Raw genomic sequence first — 16,958 nt, 5'->3', positions numbered from 1 at the left:
ACGGCTGCCGCGGGCTACGGCTCCAGGCCACGCTCGCGCAGCCAGGGCAGCGGGTCGACCGGGGCTCCGCCGTCCGGGCGGATCTCCAGGTGGAGGTGCGGGCCGGTGACATTGCCGGTGGCGCCCACGCGGCCGATCACGTCGCCGCTGTTCACCTTGCCCGAGGTGACCACCATCGACGACAGGTGGCAGAACCACACCTCCGTACCGTCGTCCAGCTTCAGCACGATGCGGTAGCCGTACGCGCCCGCCCACCCGGCGTGGGTGATCGTGCCGCTGCCGATCGCCTTGACGGGCGTGCCGGTCGGGGCGGCGAAGTCCTCGCCGGTGTGGTTCGCGGACCACATGTTGCCCGCCTGGCCGAAGCCGGCGGTCAGGGTGTACGAGCCGACGGGGAGGGTGTACGCGCCCGGGCTGTGCGCCGCGGGCGTGCGTGGCCCGGTGTCGGTGGGGTCGGCGGCGTCCGCCGGGGCCACCGGGTGGGCCTCGGCACGCGCCGCCTCGGCCTGCTCGGCCTCGGCCGCCTTCGCCGCCCTGTCCGCCTCGGCCGCTTCCGCCGCCTTCTTGGCCGCCGCCTCGGCCGCCTCGCGCTGCGCCGCCTCGCGCGTCCGGTCGTCGGCGGAGGTCTGCTGGTGCTCGGCCTGCTGGAGGATGCGGGCACGCAGGGCCTCGCCCGCGTTCGTGGTGCCCTGGGCCGCTTCCTCGGTGCTCAGGCCGGCCTGGGTGAGCGGCTGTTCGGCACCGGGCGCGGCGGGCGCGGCCTGCTCCTCGTGTGTCTGACCGCCGCCGAGGAGGGAGCCGGCCAGGTCGGGTACCGATATCGGTGCCGCCGGGCGGTCCTGCGCGCTCGCCATGCCGCCCGCGCCGACGGCCGCGATGACACCGACGCCGAGGACGGCGCCGCTGCGGGCCATCGTGCCGCCGCGCTGCTTGGCGACGCGGTGCCGGCCGCCGCTCCCGCCACGGGCCGGTACGGGGGCGGGGTGCGCGGCCTCGCCGACGGCCGGCTCCGGCGCCGTCGGCTCAGGCACCGCCCAGTGCGGGACGGTCGGCTGGGGCGCTGCCGGTCGCTGTGCGGCCGGCTGAGGGGGCATCGGCTGAGGCGCCACCGGCTGAGGATCAGTGGTGAAGCCCCGCGCGGGAGGCGCGATCGCCGGGGTGCCGCTTTCCATGGCCGCCGTCTGCGGCGAGGGCGTCGCCATATGGGCGGTCATATACGCGGGCACGATCGGAAGTTCGGGTGCGTAGTGCTCGTTCGACCCGTGCAGAGTGGGGTCGAGGGCAGGCTCGTTGGACGCCACGGGGGCGCACTCCTTTCCTTCCTTCTCGCCTACCGGGTTAGCTGTCGGGTTCGGAGCAGGAAGGTCTCCTACGAGCCGGGTGCGGCCCGATTCACCCCAGGGCGGGTGGTTCCCCGGTTCCCAGATGCTGCTGGTGTATCAGGTCTTGCTGTGCCCGCGGGATTCGGCGAAGGCGCACGGCGCCGCCTCTTGCGGCGGTGATGAGGACCGCACGTCGTTATCGAACGTTAATAGACAGACCGCGTGGTTTCCAAGCCGAAAGGCTGAATCGACCGGCTCCTTGGTCAGGACTTGGCGAGGAGGCCGACTTCTTAATGTGGTCCTTATTCCGACGGAATGCGGAACGATCAAGATCCACTACTGGGTGTGCGGGGGGATTTCGGTGCTGCGGGCCTCTCGGCGTGGCGGTCGATGGCGCCGTCCGCCCGCCGGACGCCCGCCGTACGGGCAGGCGGCTGTGTCGGGGCGGGCGTACCGGAAACGTCGTCGCCCTGGCGGGGACGTCCGTCGCCGGTCGGGTCGGGTCGCGAGCAGGGTCTTGTCGCCCGTGGTGCGGCTGCCCGCGCGTGCGTGGGGGCGCTGCCTCAGCCCCTCGATGTGCGGGTCGGTTGGCCTGCGGCGCTTTTCCCCAGCCCCGCCCCTTCCCGAAACTGGGGCGCTGCCCCAGACCCCGATCTGCGGGCCGGTTCGCCGCCTGCGGCGGGAGCGGCCTGCGGCCGCGTCCTCAAGCGCCGGACGGGCTGGAAAGAAACGCGTACCCGGGCCGGAACGAGCCCCGGACGAGCTGAAAAGAAAAGACGGGCGCGCCCGGCACGGCGACGATCACCCCGGACAGGCTGAAAAGACGGACGTGCCCGGAACGGCAACGAGCACTCCCATGCAGGCTGGGCGAACTGACGCGCCCGGACCAGCAACGAGCACTCCCATGCAGGACTGGGCGACAGCGAGCACCCCGGACGCGCTGAAAGGGAAGACCGGCCCACCCCCACAACCCGATGCCGCTCTCCGGCGGGAGGGGGTGGGGCTGGAGGGTGGGGTTCTGGAACGCGGTGCGAATCCGGGGCACTCAATGCGCCTGACCCGCACCGCACCGCGTTCCAGGTCCCAGCCCGGAAGACCCACCCCCGGCACCCACCACAACCCAAGCCCGGCCGGCGCTTGAGGCCGCCCGCCGCAGGCGCAGCGGACCCGCACCTAGCCAACGGCGAGCCCGCAGGGCGCTCCCGCCGCAGGCGGCAACGAAACCCGCACAAGGCAACGGCGAACCCGCAGGGCGCTCCCGCCGCAGGCGCAGACAACCCGCACCCGGCAACGGCGAGCCCGCAGGCCACCCGAACCGCAAGGCGCGAGCAACCCGCAGAACCCACACGGCAACCCCGAGCCCCCCGGCTACCGGTCAGACCTTCGGCGCCCGCCGAGAGCCCCCGCCCCCACCGCCACGGCGAACCGCGTTGCCCGGCCGCGTGCCGCCCGAGCGGCGGGACGCCCCGCCGCCCTGGCCCTGCCCCGTGCCGCTGCCGAAGCCGCGGTAGCCGCCGCCACCGTTGCCGGCGCTCGGCTCCGTACGCGTACGGCCGCGGCCGGACCCGGAGCCCGAGCCGCGCGAGCGGGACGGCTTCTTCGTGCCCTGCGGCTGCTGCGCGGCGGCCGGCGGCGCTATGACCACCGCGACACCACTGGGCTCACGCGCACCGGTGATCCGCTCCAGCTCGGGGTCGCGGGGGTGCGTCTTGATGACGTTGGGGGTGATCTTCGCCGTGACCATCATGCGGGTCATCTCGCGCCGCTGCTCGGGCAGGACGAGGGTGACGACCGTGCCGGACTCGCCCGCGCGGGCCGTGCGGCCGCCGCGGTGCAGGTAGTCCTTGTGGTCCATCGGCGGGTCGATGTTCACGACAAGGTCGAGGCCGTCGATGTGGATGCCGCGGGCGGCGACGTTGGTGGCGATCAGCGCGGTGACCTGGTCCGTACGGAACAGCTCCAGCGTGCGGTTGCGCTGCGGCTGGCTCTTGCCGCCGTGCAGCGCCCCGGCGCGCACGCCCTCGGAGAGCAGCTTCTTCACCAGGCGGTCGGCGCCGCGCTTGGTGTCCACGAACATGATCACGCGGCCCTCGCGGGCGGCGATGCGGGTGACCGCTTCCTTCTTGTCCGCGTCGGTCACGAAGAGCAGGTGGTGCTCCATCGTGGAGACCGCGCCGACCGAGGCATCGACGGAGTGCGTCACCGGGTCGGTGAGGAAGCGGCGCACGAGGCGGTCGACGTTGCGGTCCAGGGTCGCGGAGAACAGCATGCGCTGGCCGTCCGGGTCGACCTGGTCGAGCAGCTTGGTGACCTGGGGCAGGAAGCCCATGTCGGCCATCTGGTCGGCCTCGTCCAGGACCGTGATCCGCACGTCGCCGAGCTTGCAGTCGCCGCGCTGGATCAGGTCGGCGAGCCGGCCCGGGGTGGCGACCAGGACCTCGGCGCCGCGCGCGAGGGTCTGCGCCTGCCGGCCGATGGACATGCCGCCGACGACGGTGGCGATCCGCAGGTTGACCGCGGTGGCGTACGGGCTGAGCGAGTCGGTGACCTGCTGCGCCAGCTCGCGGGTGGGGACGAGCACGAGGGCGAGCGGACGGCCGGGCTCGGCGCGGCGGCCCGTCGTGCGGGCGAGCAGCGCCAGGCCGAAGGCCAGCGTCTTGCCGGAGCCCGTACGGCCGCGGCCGAGGACGTCACGGCCGCTCAGCGAGTTGGGGAGGGTCGCGGCCTGGATCGGGAACGGCTCGGTGACGCCTTCGCGGGTCAGCGTGGCGAGCAGGCCGTTCGGCATGTCCAGGTCGGCGAAGGAGGCCACCGGCGGCAGGGCCGGGGTGGTGGAGACCGGCGTCTCGAACTCCCCCTGGAGGGGAGCGGCGGTACGGCGGCGGGGCGCCTGGCCGCCGCGGGCGGACTGGCCGCCGCCACCGCGCTGGCGGGGCGGACGGGCGGAGCCGCCGTCGGCGGAGGAAGAACGGGCGTAGCGAGTCATGCGGGGACCTTCCCTCAATGGGGTGGCACGCCCGGAAGAGAGACTTCGCTTCGCGGGACCGGCCGGTACGGACGGACGGCGGAAAAGCCTGGGCGCGCTGGTGCGGGGGCAGCAATGGGGCCCGCACCCAGTGGTGCGGGCCCCATTACGTGGTGCTTCATGCGGTGCCCGGCGAGGACGTCGGACTCACGGCGCGAGGGCCGGAAGTCCCGTCACCCGGACCGGGCGGGCATGTGAATCGTCAGGCAGCGACGATGTTCTCGGCCTGCAGGCCCTTCTGGCCCTGCGTGACGTCGAAGGAAACCTTCTGACCCTCGAGCAGCTCACGGAAGCCGGAGGAGGCGATGTTCGAGTAGTGGGCGAAGACGTCCGGGCCGCCGCCGTCCTGCTCGATGAAGCCGAAGCCCTTTTCCGAGTTGAACCACTTCACGGTGCCAGTAGCCATGTCTATCTCCTTGTGAATGGGATGGGCCCCACACCGGAATAGACCGGCAAAAACAAAAATGCGCCTTCGGCTACATAACCGTCAGGCGCACACGAGTTCATGGGTACCACAACTGCAACTTCCGTCGACCATAGCACACGGGGGCGGCCCCCGTAACCCCCGTCTTTCCCGCCCCGCCGTCCGCCGGCCCCTGGGACCCGCCCGTACCCCGCCCCAGGCTACAGCTCGACGCCCTGGGCGCGGGCGTGCCGGTCCGCCGCCACCTCGGCCTCCGCCTCGTCGAGATAGACCTCGCAGACGAGCCTGCCGTCCGCCGTCATGTTGTGTTCCAGCTCCCACAGGCTGAGCTCGCCGCCGCCCTCCAGCAGGAAGGCGTGCTCGTAGAAGCGGCACCAGGTGGCGTCCCGGCCGGTGCCCCGCCGGCGCGGCTTGGTGATCAGCGCGATGTGGTGACCGAGCGCCTCCTGGAGGAGCTCACGCACGACCTCGCCGGGCCCGTCCTCGTTCTCCGCGCGGCGCAGCAGCCGCCGGGCGTGGTCGGGCGAGGCGTCGGAGACGTACTCCCGGCGGGGCTGGGTGGGGCCCATGGCGAGCAGCAGCTCCTCCGCCAGCCAGGCCGGCAGCTCCTCGGCCTCGCTGCCGGGGCCGATGCCACCGCCGATCCGCTCGTGGACCCGGCGCTCGGCCTGGTCGAGGGCGTCCTCCTGGGCATACAGCTCGTAGAGGAACCGCTCGTCGGGCCCGGTGTCGTGCTCCAGCTCGTACAGCAGCAGGCTGCTGCCGTCGGTGAGCAGGAAGATGTGCCGGTAGGTGTTGCACCGCAGCGGCCGCGTGTCGTCGTTGCGCTGGCGGTACGAGCGGAGCTCGGCCTGGTGCATCAGCGCGGTGCGCAGCCGGGCGAGCACGGCCTCGTCGATCTCGAAGCCGTTCTGCGCCCGGTCCAGCAGCCGCTCCACGTGCTCGGCGGGAGTGAGCTCGGCGCCCGCGCCCCCGCCGCGCCCCTCGCGCCCCCTGGCCTCCGCGCGCTCCGTGCCCTTGCCGCCGCTCCCGCTCCCGCTCTCACCCGCTCGCGAGTTCTCCATGCCGCTCGACCTCCCGACCTCGGCCACACCCCACCCCGCGCACTTACCGTAGCGGCGCGAACACGGCATCGGGGCCGGGTTCGGGCGAACTGGTCGGGTCACCCGACCGGACCCCACACCGGGCGCACCGCGCCCTACGCGCCTGGCGTCCCCGGCATGGACACCCCCTGCGCGCTCGCCGTGGTCACCGGGGCCCGTTCCGGCAGCGGGGCCGCTCGCGCCCGGCTGTTCGCACAGGACGGCCACCCCCTGCTGCTCCTGGGCAGACGGCTCGAACGGCTGGAGGCGCTCGGCCTGCCGCGCGCGCTGTGCCGGGCGGTGGACGTCACCGGCCGCGCCGCCCTCACCCTGGCGACCCGGGAGGCGGAGGACGCGTACGGACCCACGGACGTGCTCGTCAACAACGCCGGGGTGACGCTCACCGGCGATCCGGTGACGCGGGACCCCGCCGAGTGGGACCAGGTGATCGACATCAACCTCCGCGGGGTGTTCGACGGGACGCACGCCGTGCTGCCCGGGATGGCCGAGCGGCGCCGCGGCACCGTCGTCAACGTCAGTCCGATCGCGGGCCGCAAGTCCTTCGGGGCCAACGCCGTCTGCTGCGCGACCGAGTTCGCCGTCCACGCGGCGTCCGAGGCGATCCGCGAGACGGCCGCCCCGCACGGCGTACGCGTCACGGTGATCGCCCCGGGCCACGCGGCCACGGAACTCGGCTCGCCCATCACGGATCCCGGAGTGAAGGCGTCGTACCGGGCCGCGGAGGCCGCTCCGGAAGGCGGACTCGCCGCGGCCGATGTCGCCGAGGCCATTCGTTATGCGTGCCGCCAACGGCGGAATGTCCGCGTCCGCGAGATCGTCCTGGCGGACACCGCCCAGACGGCCTGAGCGCATGTCAGCCGCCCCGCCCCGAGAACGCCGAAACCCCCGCCGACCAGGTCGGCGGGGGTTTCGATACCAGTGGAACCGGTAGGCCGTGTGGGACTCGAACCCACAACCAATGGATTAAAAGTCCACTGCTCTGCCAATTGAGCTAACGGCCCGCACCCGCAGCATAGCCCGGCCGACCGCGTTATCCCGAGTCGTTATGGCCGACTCATCGGCCGGGGCCGCGAACGCGGCGGGGCCCGCACCGCACCGAAGTGCCGTACGGGCCCCAATTCACCTGCGGCGATCAGCCGTTGCGCTTCCAGCGCGGCTTGTCGTCACGGCGTCCGAAGGAGGAACCGGCGCCGCCACCGCGGTGGTCGTCACGACGACCGGCGGGACGGTCGCCACCGGAGCGGTAACCACCGGTGGAGGGGCGGTCGTCGCGGCGGTCGCGGTTGAACGGACGGTCGCCGCCACCGGAGCGGTAGCCGCCGGAGGCCGGGCGGTCGTCGCGGCGGAAGCCACCGGAGGACGGGCGGTCATCGCGGCGGAAACCACCGGACGGACGGTCGTCACGACGCTCGTCACGACGGAAGCCACCGGAGGGACGGTCGTCGCGGCGGAAACCGCCACCGGAGCGGTCGTCACGACGGTCATCGCGGCGGAAGCCACCGCCGGAGGACGGACGCTCGTCACGGCGGAAGCCACCGGAGGACGGGCGGTCGTCGCGACGGAAACCGCCGGAGGGACGCTCGTCGCGGCGGAAACCACCGGACGGACGGTCATCGCGACGCTCGTCACGACGGAAGCCACCGGAGGGACGGTCGTCCCGGCGGAAACCGCCACCGGAGCGGTCGTCACGACGGTCATCGCGGCGGAAGCCACCCGACGGGCGGTCGTCGCGACGGAAGCCACCGGAGCGCTCGTCGCGGCGGTCGTCCCGGCGGAAACCGCCACCGGAGCGGTCGTCACGACGGTCGAAGTTGCCACGGTCGTCACGGCGCTCGTGCGCCGGAGCGGTCTGGGCGGGGACGGCGGCGGCAGCCTCCTCCTCGGCCTTGACCTCGGCGGCGGCGGCCTCGGCAGCGGCGGCCACGGCCGCCTCCGGGTCCTCGCCGCGCTCGCGGGCGGCGCGCGCCAGGAGACGGTCGGCCTCCTCGCGGAACTCGGTCGCGCGGCGCTGGACGCGCTCCAGCTGGCGGGTGAGCTCCTGGACCTCGCGCTCGGCCTGCTTGGCGGAGTTGGCGGCCGAGTCGGCCTGGACCTCGGTCAGCGAACGGGCGCCCGTGATCTTGGCGACGTCCTCGTCGAAGGCGCCGGCACCACCGACGATGTGGCGCGAGGCGTCGACGCCCGCGTCCTCCATCAGGCGGAAGATCTGCTTGCGCTGGTGCGGCAGCGCCAGGGAGACGACCGTGCCGGACTGGCCGGCGCGGGCCGTACGGCCGGAGCGGTGCAGGTAGTCCTTGTGGTCACCGGCCGGGTCGACGTTCAGGACCAGGTCGATGCCGTCGACGTGGATGCCGCGGGCGGCGACGTCGGTGGCGACGAGGACGTTGACGTAACCGCCCTTGAAGTCCTCCAGCACCCGGGTGCGGGCGCCCTGCGTCATGCCGCCGTGCAGCGCGTCGGCGCGGACACCGGCGTCGAGCAGCTGCTCGGCGACGCGGTCGGCGCCCAGCTGGGTGCGGACGAAGATGATGGTGCGGCCCTTGCGGGCGGCGATGGCGGCCGTGACCGGCGCCTTGTCCTTCGGCTTCACGACGAGGACGTGGTGGGTCATGGTGGTGACGGCGCCCTGGGCGGCGTCGACCTCGTGCGTCACCGGGTTGACCAGGTAGCGCTTGACGAGGGTGTCGATCTCGTTCTCCAGCGTGGCGGAGAACAGCAGGCGCTGGCCGCCGGCCGGCACCTGGTCGAGGATCTCGGTGACCTCGGGCAGGAAGCCCATGTCGGCCATCTGGTCGGCCTCGTCGAGGACGGCGACCTGGACCTTGTCGAGCTGGGCGGCACCGCGGTTGAGGATGTCGCGCAGCCGGCCCGGGGTGGCGACGAGGATGTCGACACCGCGCTCCAGGGCGTAGATCTGGTTGCCCATCGACGTACCGCCGCAGACGACCTTCATCTTGAGGCCGAGCACGTCGCCGTACGGCTGGAGGGCGTCCGCGACCTGCATCGCGAGCTCACGGGTCGGGGTGAGGATCAGGCCGCGGGGGCGCTTCTTCTCGGTGTGGCCGCCGGCCAGCGTGGACAGCAGCGGCAGACCGAAGGAGAGGGTCTTGCCGGAGCCCGTGCGGCCACGGCCGAGGATGTCCTTGCCGGCCAGGGCGTCGGGGATGGTCGCGGCCTGGATCGGGAACGGGGTGGTGACACCGTTCTGCGCCAGCTTGCGGACGATCGCCTCGTCGAGGCCGAGGTCACCGAAGGTGATCGTCGGCTCGGCGGCCTCCTCGAGAGGAGTCTCGGTGGCCTCGAGCGCCTCGGTGACGACGATCTCGTCGCCCTCGGGCATGACGGTCTGCTCAGTGGAAATAGACATGCGAAATGCGAAACCTTCCGGAGTTTCGGCACGCGCCCAAGCTCCGTGTCGGCTTCACAAATGACCGCCTCGATGCGGTCAGCCACGGCAAGGTAAGGAACGCGCCACACGGCGCGCTTCTGTCAGGCGCCGGGCAAATGGGATCAAACGATCTACCACCATACGCACCCATCCCCCCTGCGCGCAACCCGCCCCCCGAATGGCCCAGGCCACTCCGGCGCGCCCTGCCGCGGCGGACCGTCAGGCGCAGGCCCGGTGCGGCCTGCGGCGAGGCACCCCCCGGGAGGGTCCCGAGGGCCGCACAGAACCGATTCCGCCGCTCCCGGCACCGCCCCCGCCGGTCCGCCACCACGGCGACGGCGCACGAGCACATGACCTAGGCCACAGGCCCGGCCTGCGGGCCCGGCTGGGGCGCGGGCGGGGGCGAGGAGACGGGCGGCGAGCTCGCCGGGGTCTGGGGCACGGAGCTGCTCGGCGGCTGCGGGGACGTCTGTGTGGGCGGGGGCGTCCTGCCCTGCGTGGGGCCCGTGCCGGAACCCTGCCCGGCCGGCGGCTTGGACTTGCCGCCCGGCTTGCCCGGCTTGGCGGGCGCCGCCGGCTCCTGCGCCTGATCGTCGGCGGGCGAGGCGGACGAGGCGCCGCCGGACGCGCCCTTCGCCGAGGGGCTGCCGCTCGCGCCCCGCGCGGCCTTCGCGTCCGTACGGCCGGGCCGGCTGCCCGGCATCCGCACCCCGCCGTCCGGCTCCGGCCGCGCGTCGCGCTGCTTGCCCGAGCCCGCCGACGGAGCGGGCCGCTCCGGGTCGCTCACGCTCATGCACCCCCCGAGGGCCAGGGCGGCGACGGCCACGGCCGCGATCCGGGTGGCGGCTGTCTGAGCGGGAGAGGGAGGCATGGAGGGGACCGCCTTAGGGTGCGTGGGACAGGCGCCCTGCCCAACTGGCCCCGCCCCGCGCAGGACACGCGCGGCGCGCCGCCACCCGCTCACTCCCGCCCCGGGCGCACCGCCGGGCACACCACCGGTCCCCCAGGGCTCACCCGTAACCCAGCACGTGCAGCCGCGCGTCGTCGATGCCGAAGTGGTGGGCCACCTCGTGAACCACCGTCACTTCCGTCTCGTGCACGGCCTCTTCCCGCGTGGCGCACATCCGGAGCGTCGGGCCGCGGTAGACGGTGATGCGGTCGGGCAGGACGCCCGCGTACCACTCGCCGCGCTCGGTCAGCGGCGTCCCCTCGTAGAGGCCGAGCAGCTCCGGGTCCTCCGCCGGGGGCTCGTCCTCCACGAACACCGCGACGTTGTCCATCAGCCGCGTCAGCTCCTGCGGGATCCGGTCCAGGGCCTCGGCGACCAGTTCCTCGAACTCCTCGCGCGTCATCTCCAGCACGCTCGCCATTGTCCGCCACGCGCGCGCTTCATGCCGTGGTCCCGGGGGCCGCGGGGCGCCGCGAGGGACGGTCGGCAAACCGTTTTGGCGTTATCTCCTTCCATCCCATATGCTTCTCACGTCCCCGAGGCGCTGCGAAGCGCCCAGGTGGGCCATCAGCCCTCATCGTCTAGTGGCCCAGGACGCCGCCCTTTCAAGGCGGTAGCACGGGTTCGAATCCCGTTGGGGGCACGCTTGATCATGTGCGAGACTAGTGCTCGCACATAGCAAGGTCCTGTGGAGCAGTTTGGAGTGCTCGCCACCCTGTCAAGGTGGAGGCCGCGGGTTCAAATCCCGTCAGGACCGCTGCGATTCCTCGCGAATCGCGTGGCTGGGTAGCTCAGTTGGTACGAGCGTCCGCCTGAAAAGCGGAAGGTCGCCGGTTCGACCCCGGCCCCAGCCACGGTGAGCCCCCCGTCTTCGGATGGGGGGCTCAGTGTTTTTCCGGCCCATCTTTTCCCGGCTCACTGTTTTCCCGGGGCGCGCCGGTGTCGCACGCCCCGTTCCTCCGCGAAGCCCGCCGCCCAGGCGTGCGCGCCCCCGTCCGCCCCCGCCCCCGCTCCCGGCGGAAATCGGTTCGCCGGTTTCGTGCGGCTGGTGCGATCCTGGGGTTCGTATGTCTACGCAGCCTGCCTCCGCCACCGCCGACCTCGCCGCGCGCCTGTCCGAGCTCTCCCTGCGCGACGCGCAGCGGCTCGGTCGCAGGCTGGAAGGCGCCCGCCGGATCCGTAAGCCCGAGGCCCGCTCGGCCGTGCACGCCGAGATCGCGGCCGAGATCGAGCAGGCCGAAGGGCGCATCGCGCGGCGGCGCGCCGCCGTGCCCGCGGTCACCTACCCCGATCAGCTGCCGGTCAGCCAGAAGAAGGACGACATCCTCGAGGCGATCCGCGACCACCAGGTCGTGATCGTCGCGGGCGAGACCGGCTCCGGCAAGACCACGCAGATCCCCAAGATCTGCCTGGAGCTCGGCCGTGGCGTCCGGGGCCTCATCGGCCACACCCAGCCGCGCCGGATCGCCGCCCGCACGGTCGCGGAGCGGGTCGCCGAGGAGCTGCGGACGCCGCTGGGCGAGGCGGTCGGCTGGAAGGTCCGCTTCACCGACCAGGTCGGCGGCGACACCCTCGTCAAGCTGATGACGGACGGCATCCTGCTCGCCGAGATCCAGACGGACCGCGAGCTGCGCCAGTACGACACGATCATCATCGACGAGGCGCACGAGCGCAGCCTCAACATCGACTTCATCCTCGGCTACCTCGCCCAGCTGCTGCCGCGCCGCCCCGACCTCAAGGTCGTCATCACCTCGGCGACCATCGACCCGGAGCGCTTCTCCCGGCACTTCGGCGACGCGCCGATCATCGAGGTCAGCGGCCGTACGTATCCGGTGGAGGTGCGCTACCGCCCGCTGCTGGAGGAGGACTCCACCGACGCCGACCGCGATCAGATCACCGCGATCTGCGACGCGGTGGACGAGCTCCAGCGGGAGGGCGACGGGGACATACTCGTCTTCCTCTCCGGCGAGCGGGAGATCCGCGACACGGCGGACGCGCTGGAGAAGAAGAAGCTGCGGTCCACGGAGATCCTCCCGCTGTACGCGCGGCTGTCGCACGCCGAGCAGCACCGGGTCTTCCAGCGCCACTCCGGCCGCCGTGTCGTCCTCGCGACGAACGTCGCCGAGACGTCACTGACCGTGCCGGGCATCCGCTATGTGATCGACCCCGGGTTCGCCCGCGTCTCCCGCTACAGCCACCGCACGAAGGTCCAGCGGCTGCCGATCGAGCCGGTCTCGCAGGCCAGCGCCAATCAGCGCAAGGGGCGCTGCGGCCGTACGAGCGACGGCATCTGCATCCGGCTGTACTCGGAGGACGACTTCCTCTCCCGGCCGGAATTCACGGACGCCGAGATCCTCCGCACGAACCTCGCCTCCGTCATCCTCCAGATGACCGCGGCCGGGCTCGGGGACATCGAGCGGTTCCCCTTCATCGACCCGCCGGACCGCCGCAACATCAAGGACGGCGTCGACCTGCTCCATGAGCTGGGGGCGCTCGATCCGAAGGAGAAGGACCACAAGAAGCGGCTGACCCCGCTCGGCCGCAAGCTCGCGCAGCTGCCGGTGGACCCGCGGCTGGCCCGCATGGTGCTGGAGGCCGACCGCAACGGCTGCGTCCGCGAGGTCATGGTGATCGCGGCCGCGCTGTCGATCCAGGACCCGCGGGAGCGGCCCTCGGAGAAGCAGCAGCAGGCCGATCAGCAGCACGCGCGGTTCAAGGACGAGACGAGCGACTTCCTCGCCTTCCTCAATCTGTGGCGCTATGTGCGCGAGCAGCAGAAGGCCCTGTCGTCGTCGGCCTTCCGGCGCATGTGCAAGTCGGAGTTCCTGAACTATCTGCGGATACGCGAATGGCAGGACATCTACTCCCAGCTGCGGACGGTCGCCAAGCAGATGGGCGTCCACCTCGCCGAGGAGGACGCGCCGGAGGACCGCGTACATCAGTCGCTGCTGGCCGGCCTGCTGTCGCACATCGGCCTGAAGGACACCGAGAAGAACGAATACCTCGGCGCCCGCAGCGCCAAGTTCGCGATTTTCCCGGGCTCGGCGCTCTTCAAGAAGCAGCCGCGCTGGATCATGTCGGCGGAGCTGGTGGAGACCTCGCGGCTGTGGGCGCGGGTCAACGCCAAGGTCGAGCCGGAGTGGATCGAGCCGCTCGCCGAGCACCTGGTGAAGCGCAATTACAGCGAGCCGCACTGGGAGCAGAAACAGGCCGCGGTCATGGCGTACGAGCGGGTCACGCTCTACGGCGTGCCGATCGTGGCACAGCGGAAGGTCAATTACGGGCGCATCGACCCGGAGACCAGCCGTGAGCTCTTCATCCGCAATGCCCTGGTGGAGGGCGACTGGCGCACCCACCATCAGTTCTTCCACGACAACCGCAAGCTGCTCGGCGAGGTCGAGGAGCTGGAGCACCGCGCCCGCCGCCGCGACATCCTGGTGGACGACGAGACGCTCTTCGACTTCTACGACCAGCGGCTGCCCGAACACGTCGTCTCGGGCGCGCATTTCGACTCCTGGTGGAAGCACAAGCGCCGGGACGAGCCCGAGTTGCTCAATTTCGAGCACTCCATGCTCATCAACGAGAACGCCGAGGCGGTCACCAAGGACGACTACCCGGACTCCTGGCGGCAGGGCCGGCTGAAGTTCAAGGTGACCTATCAGTTCGAGCCGGGCGCGGACGCGGACGGCGTGACCGTCCATATCCCGCTCCAGGTGCTCAACCAGGTCTCGGCCGAGGGCTTCGACTGGCAGATCCCGGGTCTGCGCGAGGACCTGGTGACCGAGCTGATCCGCTCGCTGCCCAAGCCGATCCGGCGGAACTACGTCCCGGCGCCGAACTACGCCAAGGCGTTCCTGGACCGCGCGGTGCCCCTCCAGGAGCCGCTGACCACCACGCTGACGCGCGAGCTCCAGCGGATGGTGGGCGTGCGGATGGAGGCGGAGGACTTCGACCTCGGCAAGGTCCCGGACCACCTGAAGATCACTTTCCGGATCGTCGACGAGCGCAAGCGCAAGATCGCGGAGGACAAGGACCTGGAGGCGCTGCGGATCCGCCTCAAGCCGAAGACCCAGGCCGCGATCACCAAGGCGTTCGAGAAGGCCGCCGAGGCCCCGCGCGAGGGCGGCGCGGCGCGCGCCCCGGAGCAGCGCTCGGGGATCACTCAGTGGACCATCGGGACGCTCCAGCGCACCTTCGAGACGCGCCGGGCCGGGCAGCCGGTCAAGGCGTACCCCGCGCTGGTGGACGAGGGCAGCTCGGTCGCGGTGCGGCTCTTCGACACCGAGGTTGAGCAGCAGGAGGCGATGTGGCGGGGCACCCGCCGTCTCATCCTGCTCAACCTCCCCTCCAATCCCGCGAAATTCGCCCAGGACAAGCTCAGCAACCAGCAGAAGCTCGCCCTGTCGCGGAATCCGCACGGCTCCATCCCGGCCCTCTTCGAGGACTGCGTGGCCGGCGCCGCGGACAAGCTGATCGCGCTGCGCGGCGGCCCGGCCTGGGACGAGGAGTCCTTCCGGAAGCTCTTCGACGCGGTGCGGGCCGACATCGTCGACGCGACGCTGGACACCATCCGCAAGGTGCAGGAGGTGCTGGCGGCCTGGCAGGCGTGCGAGCGGCGGCTGAAGGCGACGACGTCGCTGGTGCTCGTGCCGTCCCTCACGGACGTCAAGGAGCAGCTGGCGGCGCTGATCAAGCCGGGCTTCGTGACCGAGCACGGCGTGCGCAGGCTGCCGGACCTGCTGCGCTATCTGGTGGCCGCCGACCGCCGGCTGACGCAGATGCCCACCAACGCGGAGCGGGACCGCGCGCGGATGGCGAAGGTCAAGGACATGCAGGACGAGTACGCCTGGCTGCTGGAGCAGTTCCCCAAGGGGAGGCCGGTGCCGCGGGAGGCGCGCGAGGTGCGCTGGATGATCGAGGAGCTGCGGGTCAGCTATTTCGCCCACGCCCTCGGCACGGCGTATCCGGTCTCGGACAAGCGGATCGTGAAGGCCATCGATCAGCTGGCTCCCTGAGGCGCGCGGGGCGGTCCGGGCGCGCTCCCGGACCGTCCCGCGCGCTCCGCCGGAGAGCGGGTTCGACCACACCCCCTGACCTGCTGTAGAGTCTGTCTCGCAGCACCGCGAGAGCGGGAAAGCACAAGGTCCTGTGGAGCAGTTTGGAGTGCTCGCCACCCTGTCAAGGTGGAGGCCGCGGGTTCAAATCCCGTCAGGACCGCAGTAGAGTCGGAGCCCGCATCCTCGCCGGATGCGGGCTCCGCTGCTTGTGCGACAGCCCTCACGCCAGGGCCAAGTCCCCCTCGCGGCACGCCGTTCGAAGCCCGGATCCCGTCCCCGAGGATCCGGGCCTTTTCGCATCCGACCTTGACGGGGACACGTGCCAGGGGTACCCAGGGCAGTGGAGGTGCTGCGCTCCATGACGACGACCACCCGGACCGAGCCCAAGCGGACCGAGATCATCCGGCACGAGACGAGGGCACTGCTGCGCGCCCATCTGGCGGCCGCCTCGGGGTATCGCCATCTGACCCGGCACTGCGCCGTGTGCCACCGCCTCCTGCGGCTCGCCCAGGAGGCGGCCGGGGCGCCCCGGGGGGACGCCGGGGCCGGCGAGGACATAGGTCCCGCCGAGGAGTGACCAACGACGGCTGCACCGGGGGCAGTCGGATGCGAGGCTTGAGGCAGCACCTGGACCTCCGGCCCAATACCGCAGCAGCACGGTGAGTGACAAGCACGTTGCGCTGTGACGGGAGTCACCGAAAGACTTTCCGTAGTGACGGAACTTACCCCTCACCTACAACGGGTCAATTTAATATGTGCAATTGCACCTCACCCGAAAGGGGCCAGCGGACAACCGGAGTCCGCTCCGCGCCGCGCGCGGGAGGCCGGACGGAGAGCGCTCGGGGACGGTCCGGGGCCGGATACAAAAAGATCGCGCTGGACCCGGCGGAGTCCAGCGCGATCGACGACTCGCCCAAGTCGGTGGGCAAGGAACCTGTTGGGGCAGGTCCCCCTGTCGTGTGAAGCTCTGTGGTGCGTTGTGGGCGTCAGACCGGGTTGGGGGCCCCGGAAAACGCCCGGCAGTGCGCTATACGGTTGTTCAGGCCTCGCTGCGCTGCTGCGGAATGCCCGCCAGCAGTGCGCGGACCTCCGCTTCGCGATAGCGGCGGTGTCCTCCGAGCGTGCGGATGGACGTGAGCTTGCCTGCCTTGGCCCAGCGGGTCACGGTCTTCGGGTCCACGCGGAACATCGTGGCAACCTCAGCCGGGGTCAGCAGCGGCTCGGCATCAGGGGTGCGAGCGGTCATGAGCGGCCTCCTCGGGAGAACCGGACTTGGAGTCGGTTCTTTCCTCTAAATTCTGCACCTTGACCCGCGTTGCCCGAAATGGCAGACGCGGGCCGAGTCGGTTATAGGACGAACGGCTTGTCCTCGGCACTACAACTACACCATCTGTCCAGCCACGTCGGCCAAACCGATGGAATTGCCCTCTCAGGTGTTCAACCTCGACGGAAGCCGATGGACCATGCCATAGCGGACAGTCACGCCACCGTGACGATCAGTCACAGCGGGATCAGGGGTCATCAGACCCGCCAAGGAGCGCAATACCGATCTATCCGCCCTTAGTTGGACGGAAGGAGCCCTTCCCGGACTCCTTGTCCTATTTTGCCACGAGGGTGGGCGATGGGCGCAAGACCTGACGTAAGTGCGTTAGGTCACGGTTGCGGCAATGGCCCGGATCGGGACCTAGGT

The 16,958-nt window shown here is 71.5% G+C and carries 11 protein-coding genes, 5 tRNA genes and 1 riboswitch; of the genes, 7 read left to right on the top strand and 9 right to left on the bottom strand.

The window, feature by feature from the left end; translation table 11 throughout:
• Positions 1–14: 14 nt before the first annotated feature.
• From ACZ4A5_RS05460 to ACZ4A5_RS05445, 4 genes are all read right to left on the bottom strand, one after another.
• Positions 15–1,301 (bottom strand): M23 family metallopeptidase, encoded by a 1,287-nt coding sequence (locus ACZ4A5_RS05460; protein ID WP_467578631.1) that lies wholly within the window; start codon positions 1,299–1,301, stop codon positions 15–17.
• A gap of 11 nt (positions 1,302–1,312) precedes the next feature.
• A riboswitch (cyclic di-AMP (ydaO/yuaA leader) is annotated at positions 1,313–1,447 on the bottom strand.
• Positions 1,448–2,697: 1,250 nt separating this feature from the next.
• The gene (locus ACZ4A5_RS05455) at positions 2,698–4,308 is read right to left on the bottom strand and encodes a DEAD/DEAH box helicase (protein ID WP_467578629.1); all 1,611 of its coding nucleotides are present in this window, start codon (positions 4,306–4,308) and stop codon (positions 2,698–2,700) included.
• Between the two features lie 241 nt (positions 4,309–4,549).
• Positions 4,550–4,753 (bottom strand): cold-shock protein, encoded by a 204-nt coding sequence (locus ACZ4A5_RS05450; protein WP_116212685.1) that lies wholly within the window; start codon positions 4,751–4,753, stop codon positions 4,550–4,552.
• A gap of 218 nt (positions 4,754–4,971) precedes the next feature.
• Entirely contained in the window at positions 4,972–5,835 is an 864-nt protein-coding gene (locus ACZ4A5_RS05445) for a DUF6227 family protein (RefSeq protein ID WP_467578627.1), read from the bottom strand.
• Positions 5,836–5,991: 156 nt separating this feature from the next.
• Between ACZ4A5_RS05445 and ACZ4A5_RS05440 the strand changes: the two genes are divergently transcribed.
• Positions 5,992–6,720, top strand: coding sequence for an SDR family oxidoreductase (locus ACZ4A5_RS05440; protein ID WP_467578625.1), 729 nt, complete (start codon positions 5,992–5,994; stop codon positions 6,718–6,720).
• 82 nt (positions 6,721–6,802) lie between these two features.
• On the opposite strand, the gene ACZ4A5_RS05435 is transcribed toward ACZ4A5_RS05440, so the two are convergent.
• The 4 genes from ACZ4A5_RS05435 to ACZ4A5_RS05420 all read right to left on the bottom strand — a co-directional run bounded on the left by ACZ4A5_RS05435 (position 6,803) and on the right by ACZ4A5_RS05420 (position 10,623).
• Positions 6,803–6,875, bottom strand: a tRNA-Lys gene (locus ACZ4A5_RS05435).
• Positions 6,876–7,006: 131 nt separating this feature from the next.
• Positions 7,007–9,241, bottom strand: a complete 2,235-nt coding sequence (locus ACZ4A5_RS05430; RefSeq protein WP_467578623.1) for a DEAD/DEAH box helicase — start codon at positions 9,239–9,241, stop codon at positions 7,007–7,009.
• A 376-nt stretch (positions 9,242–9,617) separates the two neighbouring features.
• A complete protein-coding gene (locus tag ACZ4A5_RS05425) occupies positions 9,618–10,133 on the bottom strand; it encodes a hypothetical protein (RefSeq protein ID WP_467578621.1) in 516 nt (171 codons plus the stop codon).
• Positions 10,134–10,272: 139 nt separating this feature from the next.
• Positions 10,273–10,623 carry a metallopeptidase family protein gene (locus ACZ4A5_RS05420; RefSeq protein ID WP_398869492.1) on the bottom strand — a complete coding sequence of 117 codons (351 nt, stop codon included), beginning with the start codon at positions 10,621–10,623 and terminating at the stop codon, positions 10,273–10,275.
• A gap of 158 nt (positions 10,624–10,781) precedes the next feature.
• Between ACZ4A5_RS05420 and ACZ4A5_RS05415 the strand changes: the two genes are divergently transcribed.
• The 6 genes from ACZ4A5_RS05415 (at position 10,782) to ACZ4A5_RS05390 (ending at position 15,845) form a co-directional block, all read left to right on the top strand.
• Positions 10,782–10,854 (top strand) — tRNA-Glu (locus ACZ4A5_RS05415).
• Positions 10,855–10,893: 39 nt separating this feature from the next.
• Positions 10,894–10,968 (top strand) — tRNA-Asp (locus ACZ4A5_RS05410).
• Between the two features lie 23 nt (positions 10,969–10,991).
• Positions 10,992–11,065: transfer RNA gene (locus ACZ4A5_RS05405), tRNA-Phe, on the top strand.
• Between the two features lie 213 nt (positions 11,066–11,278).
• Positions 11,279–15,226, top strand: coding sequence for an ATP-dependent RNA helicase HrpA (gene hrpA, locus ACZ4A5_RS05400; RefSeq protein WP_467578619.1), 3,948 nt, complete (start codon positions 11,279–11,281; stop codon positions 15,224–15,226).
• Positions 15,227–15,353: 127 nt separating this feature from the next.
• Positions 15,354–15,428, top strand: a tRNA-Asp gene (locus ACZ4A5_RS05395).
• Between the two features lie 198 nt (positions 15,429–15,626).
• Positions 15,627–15,845: a DUF6274 family protein gene (locus tag ACZ4A5_RS05390; RefSeq protein ID WP_398869494.1), complete on the top strand. Its 219-nt coding sequence runs from the start codon at positions 15,627–15,629 to the stop codon at positions 15,843–15,845.
• Positions 15,846–16,307: 462 nt separating this feature from the next.
• Here ACZ4A5_RS05390 and bldC read toward each other — a convergent pair whose 3' ends face one another.
• Complete coding sequence (gene bldC, locus ACZ4A5_RS05385; protein ID WP_003949541.1) at positions 16,308–16,514, bottom strand: developmental transcriptional regulator BldC; 207 nt, start codon at positions 16,512–16,514, stop codon at positions 16,308–16,310.
• Positions 16,515–16,958 lie beyond the last annotated feature (444 nt).

The organism is Streptomyces sp. NPDC025618, from assembly GCF_055558795.1.
The sequence above is the reverse complement of the archived record's forward strand: the minus strand, read 5'-3'. Positions and strand labels throughout refer to the sequence as shown.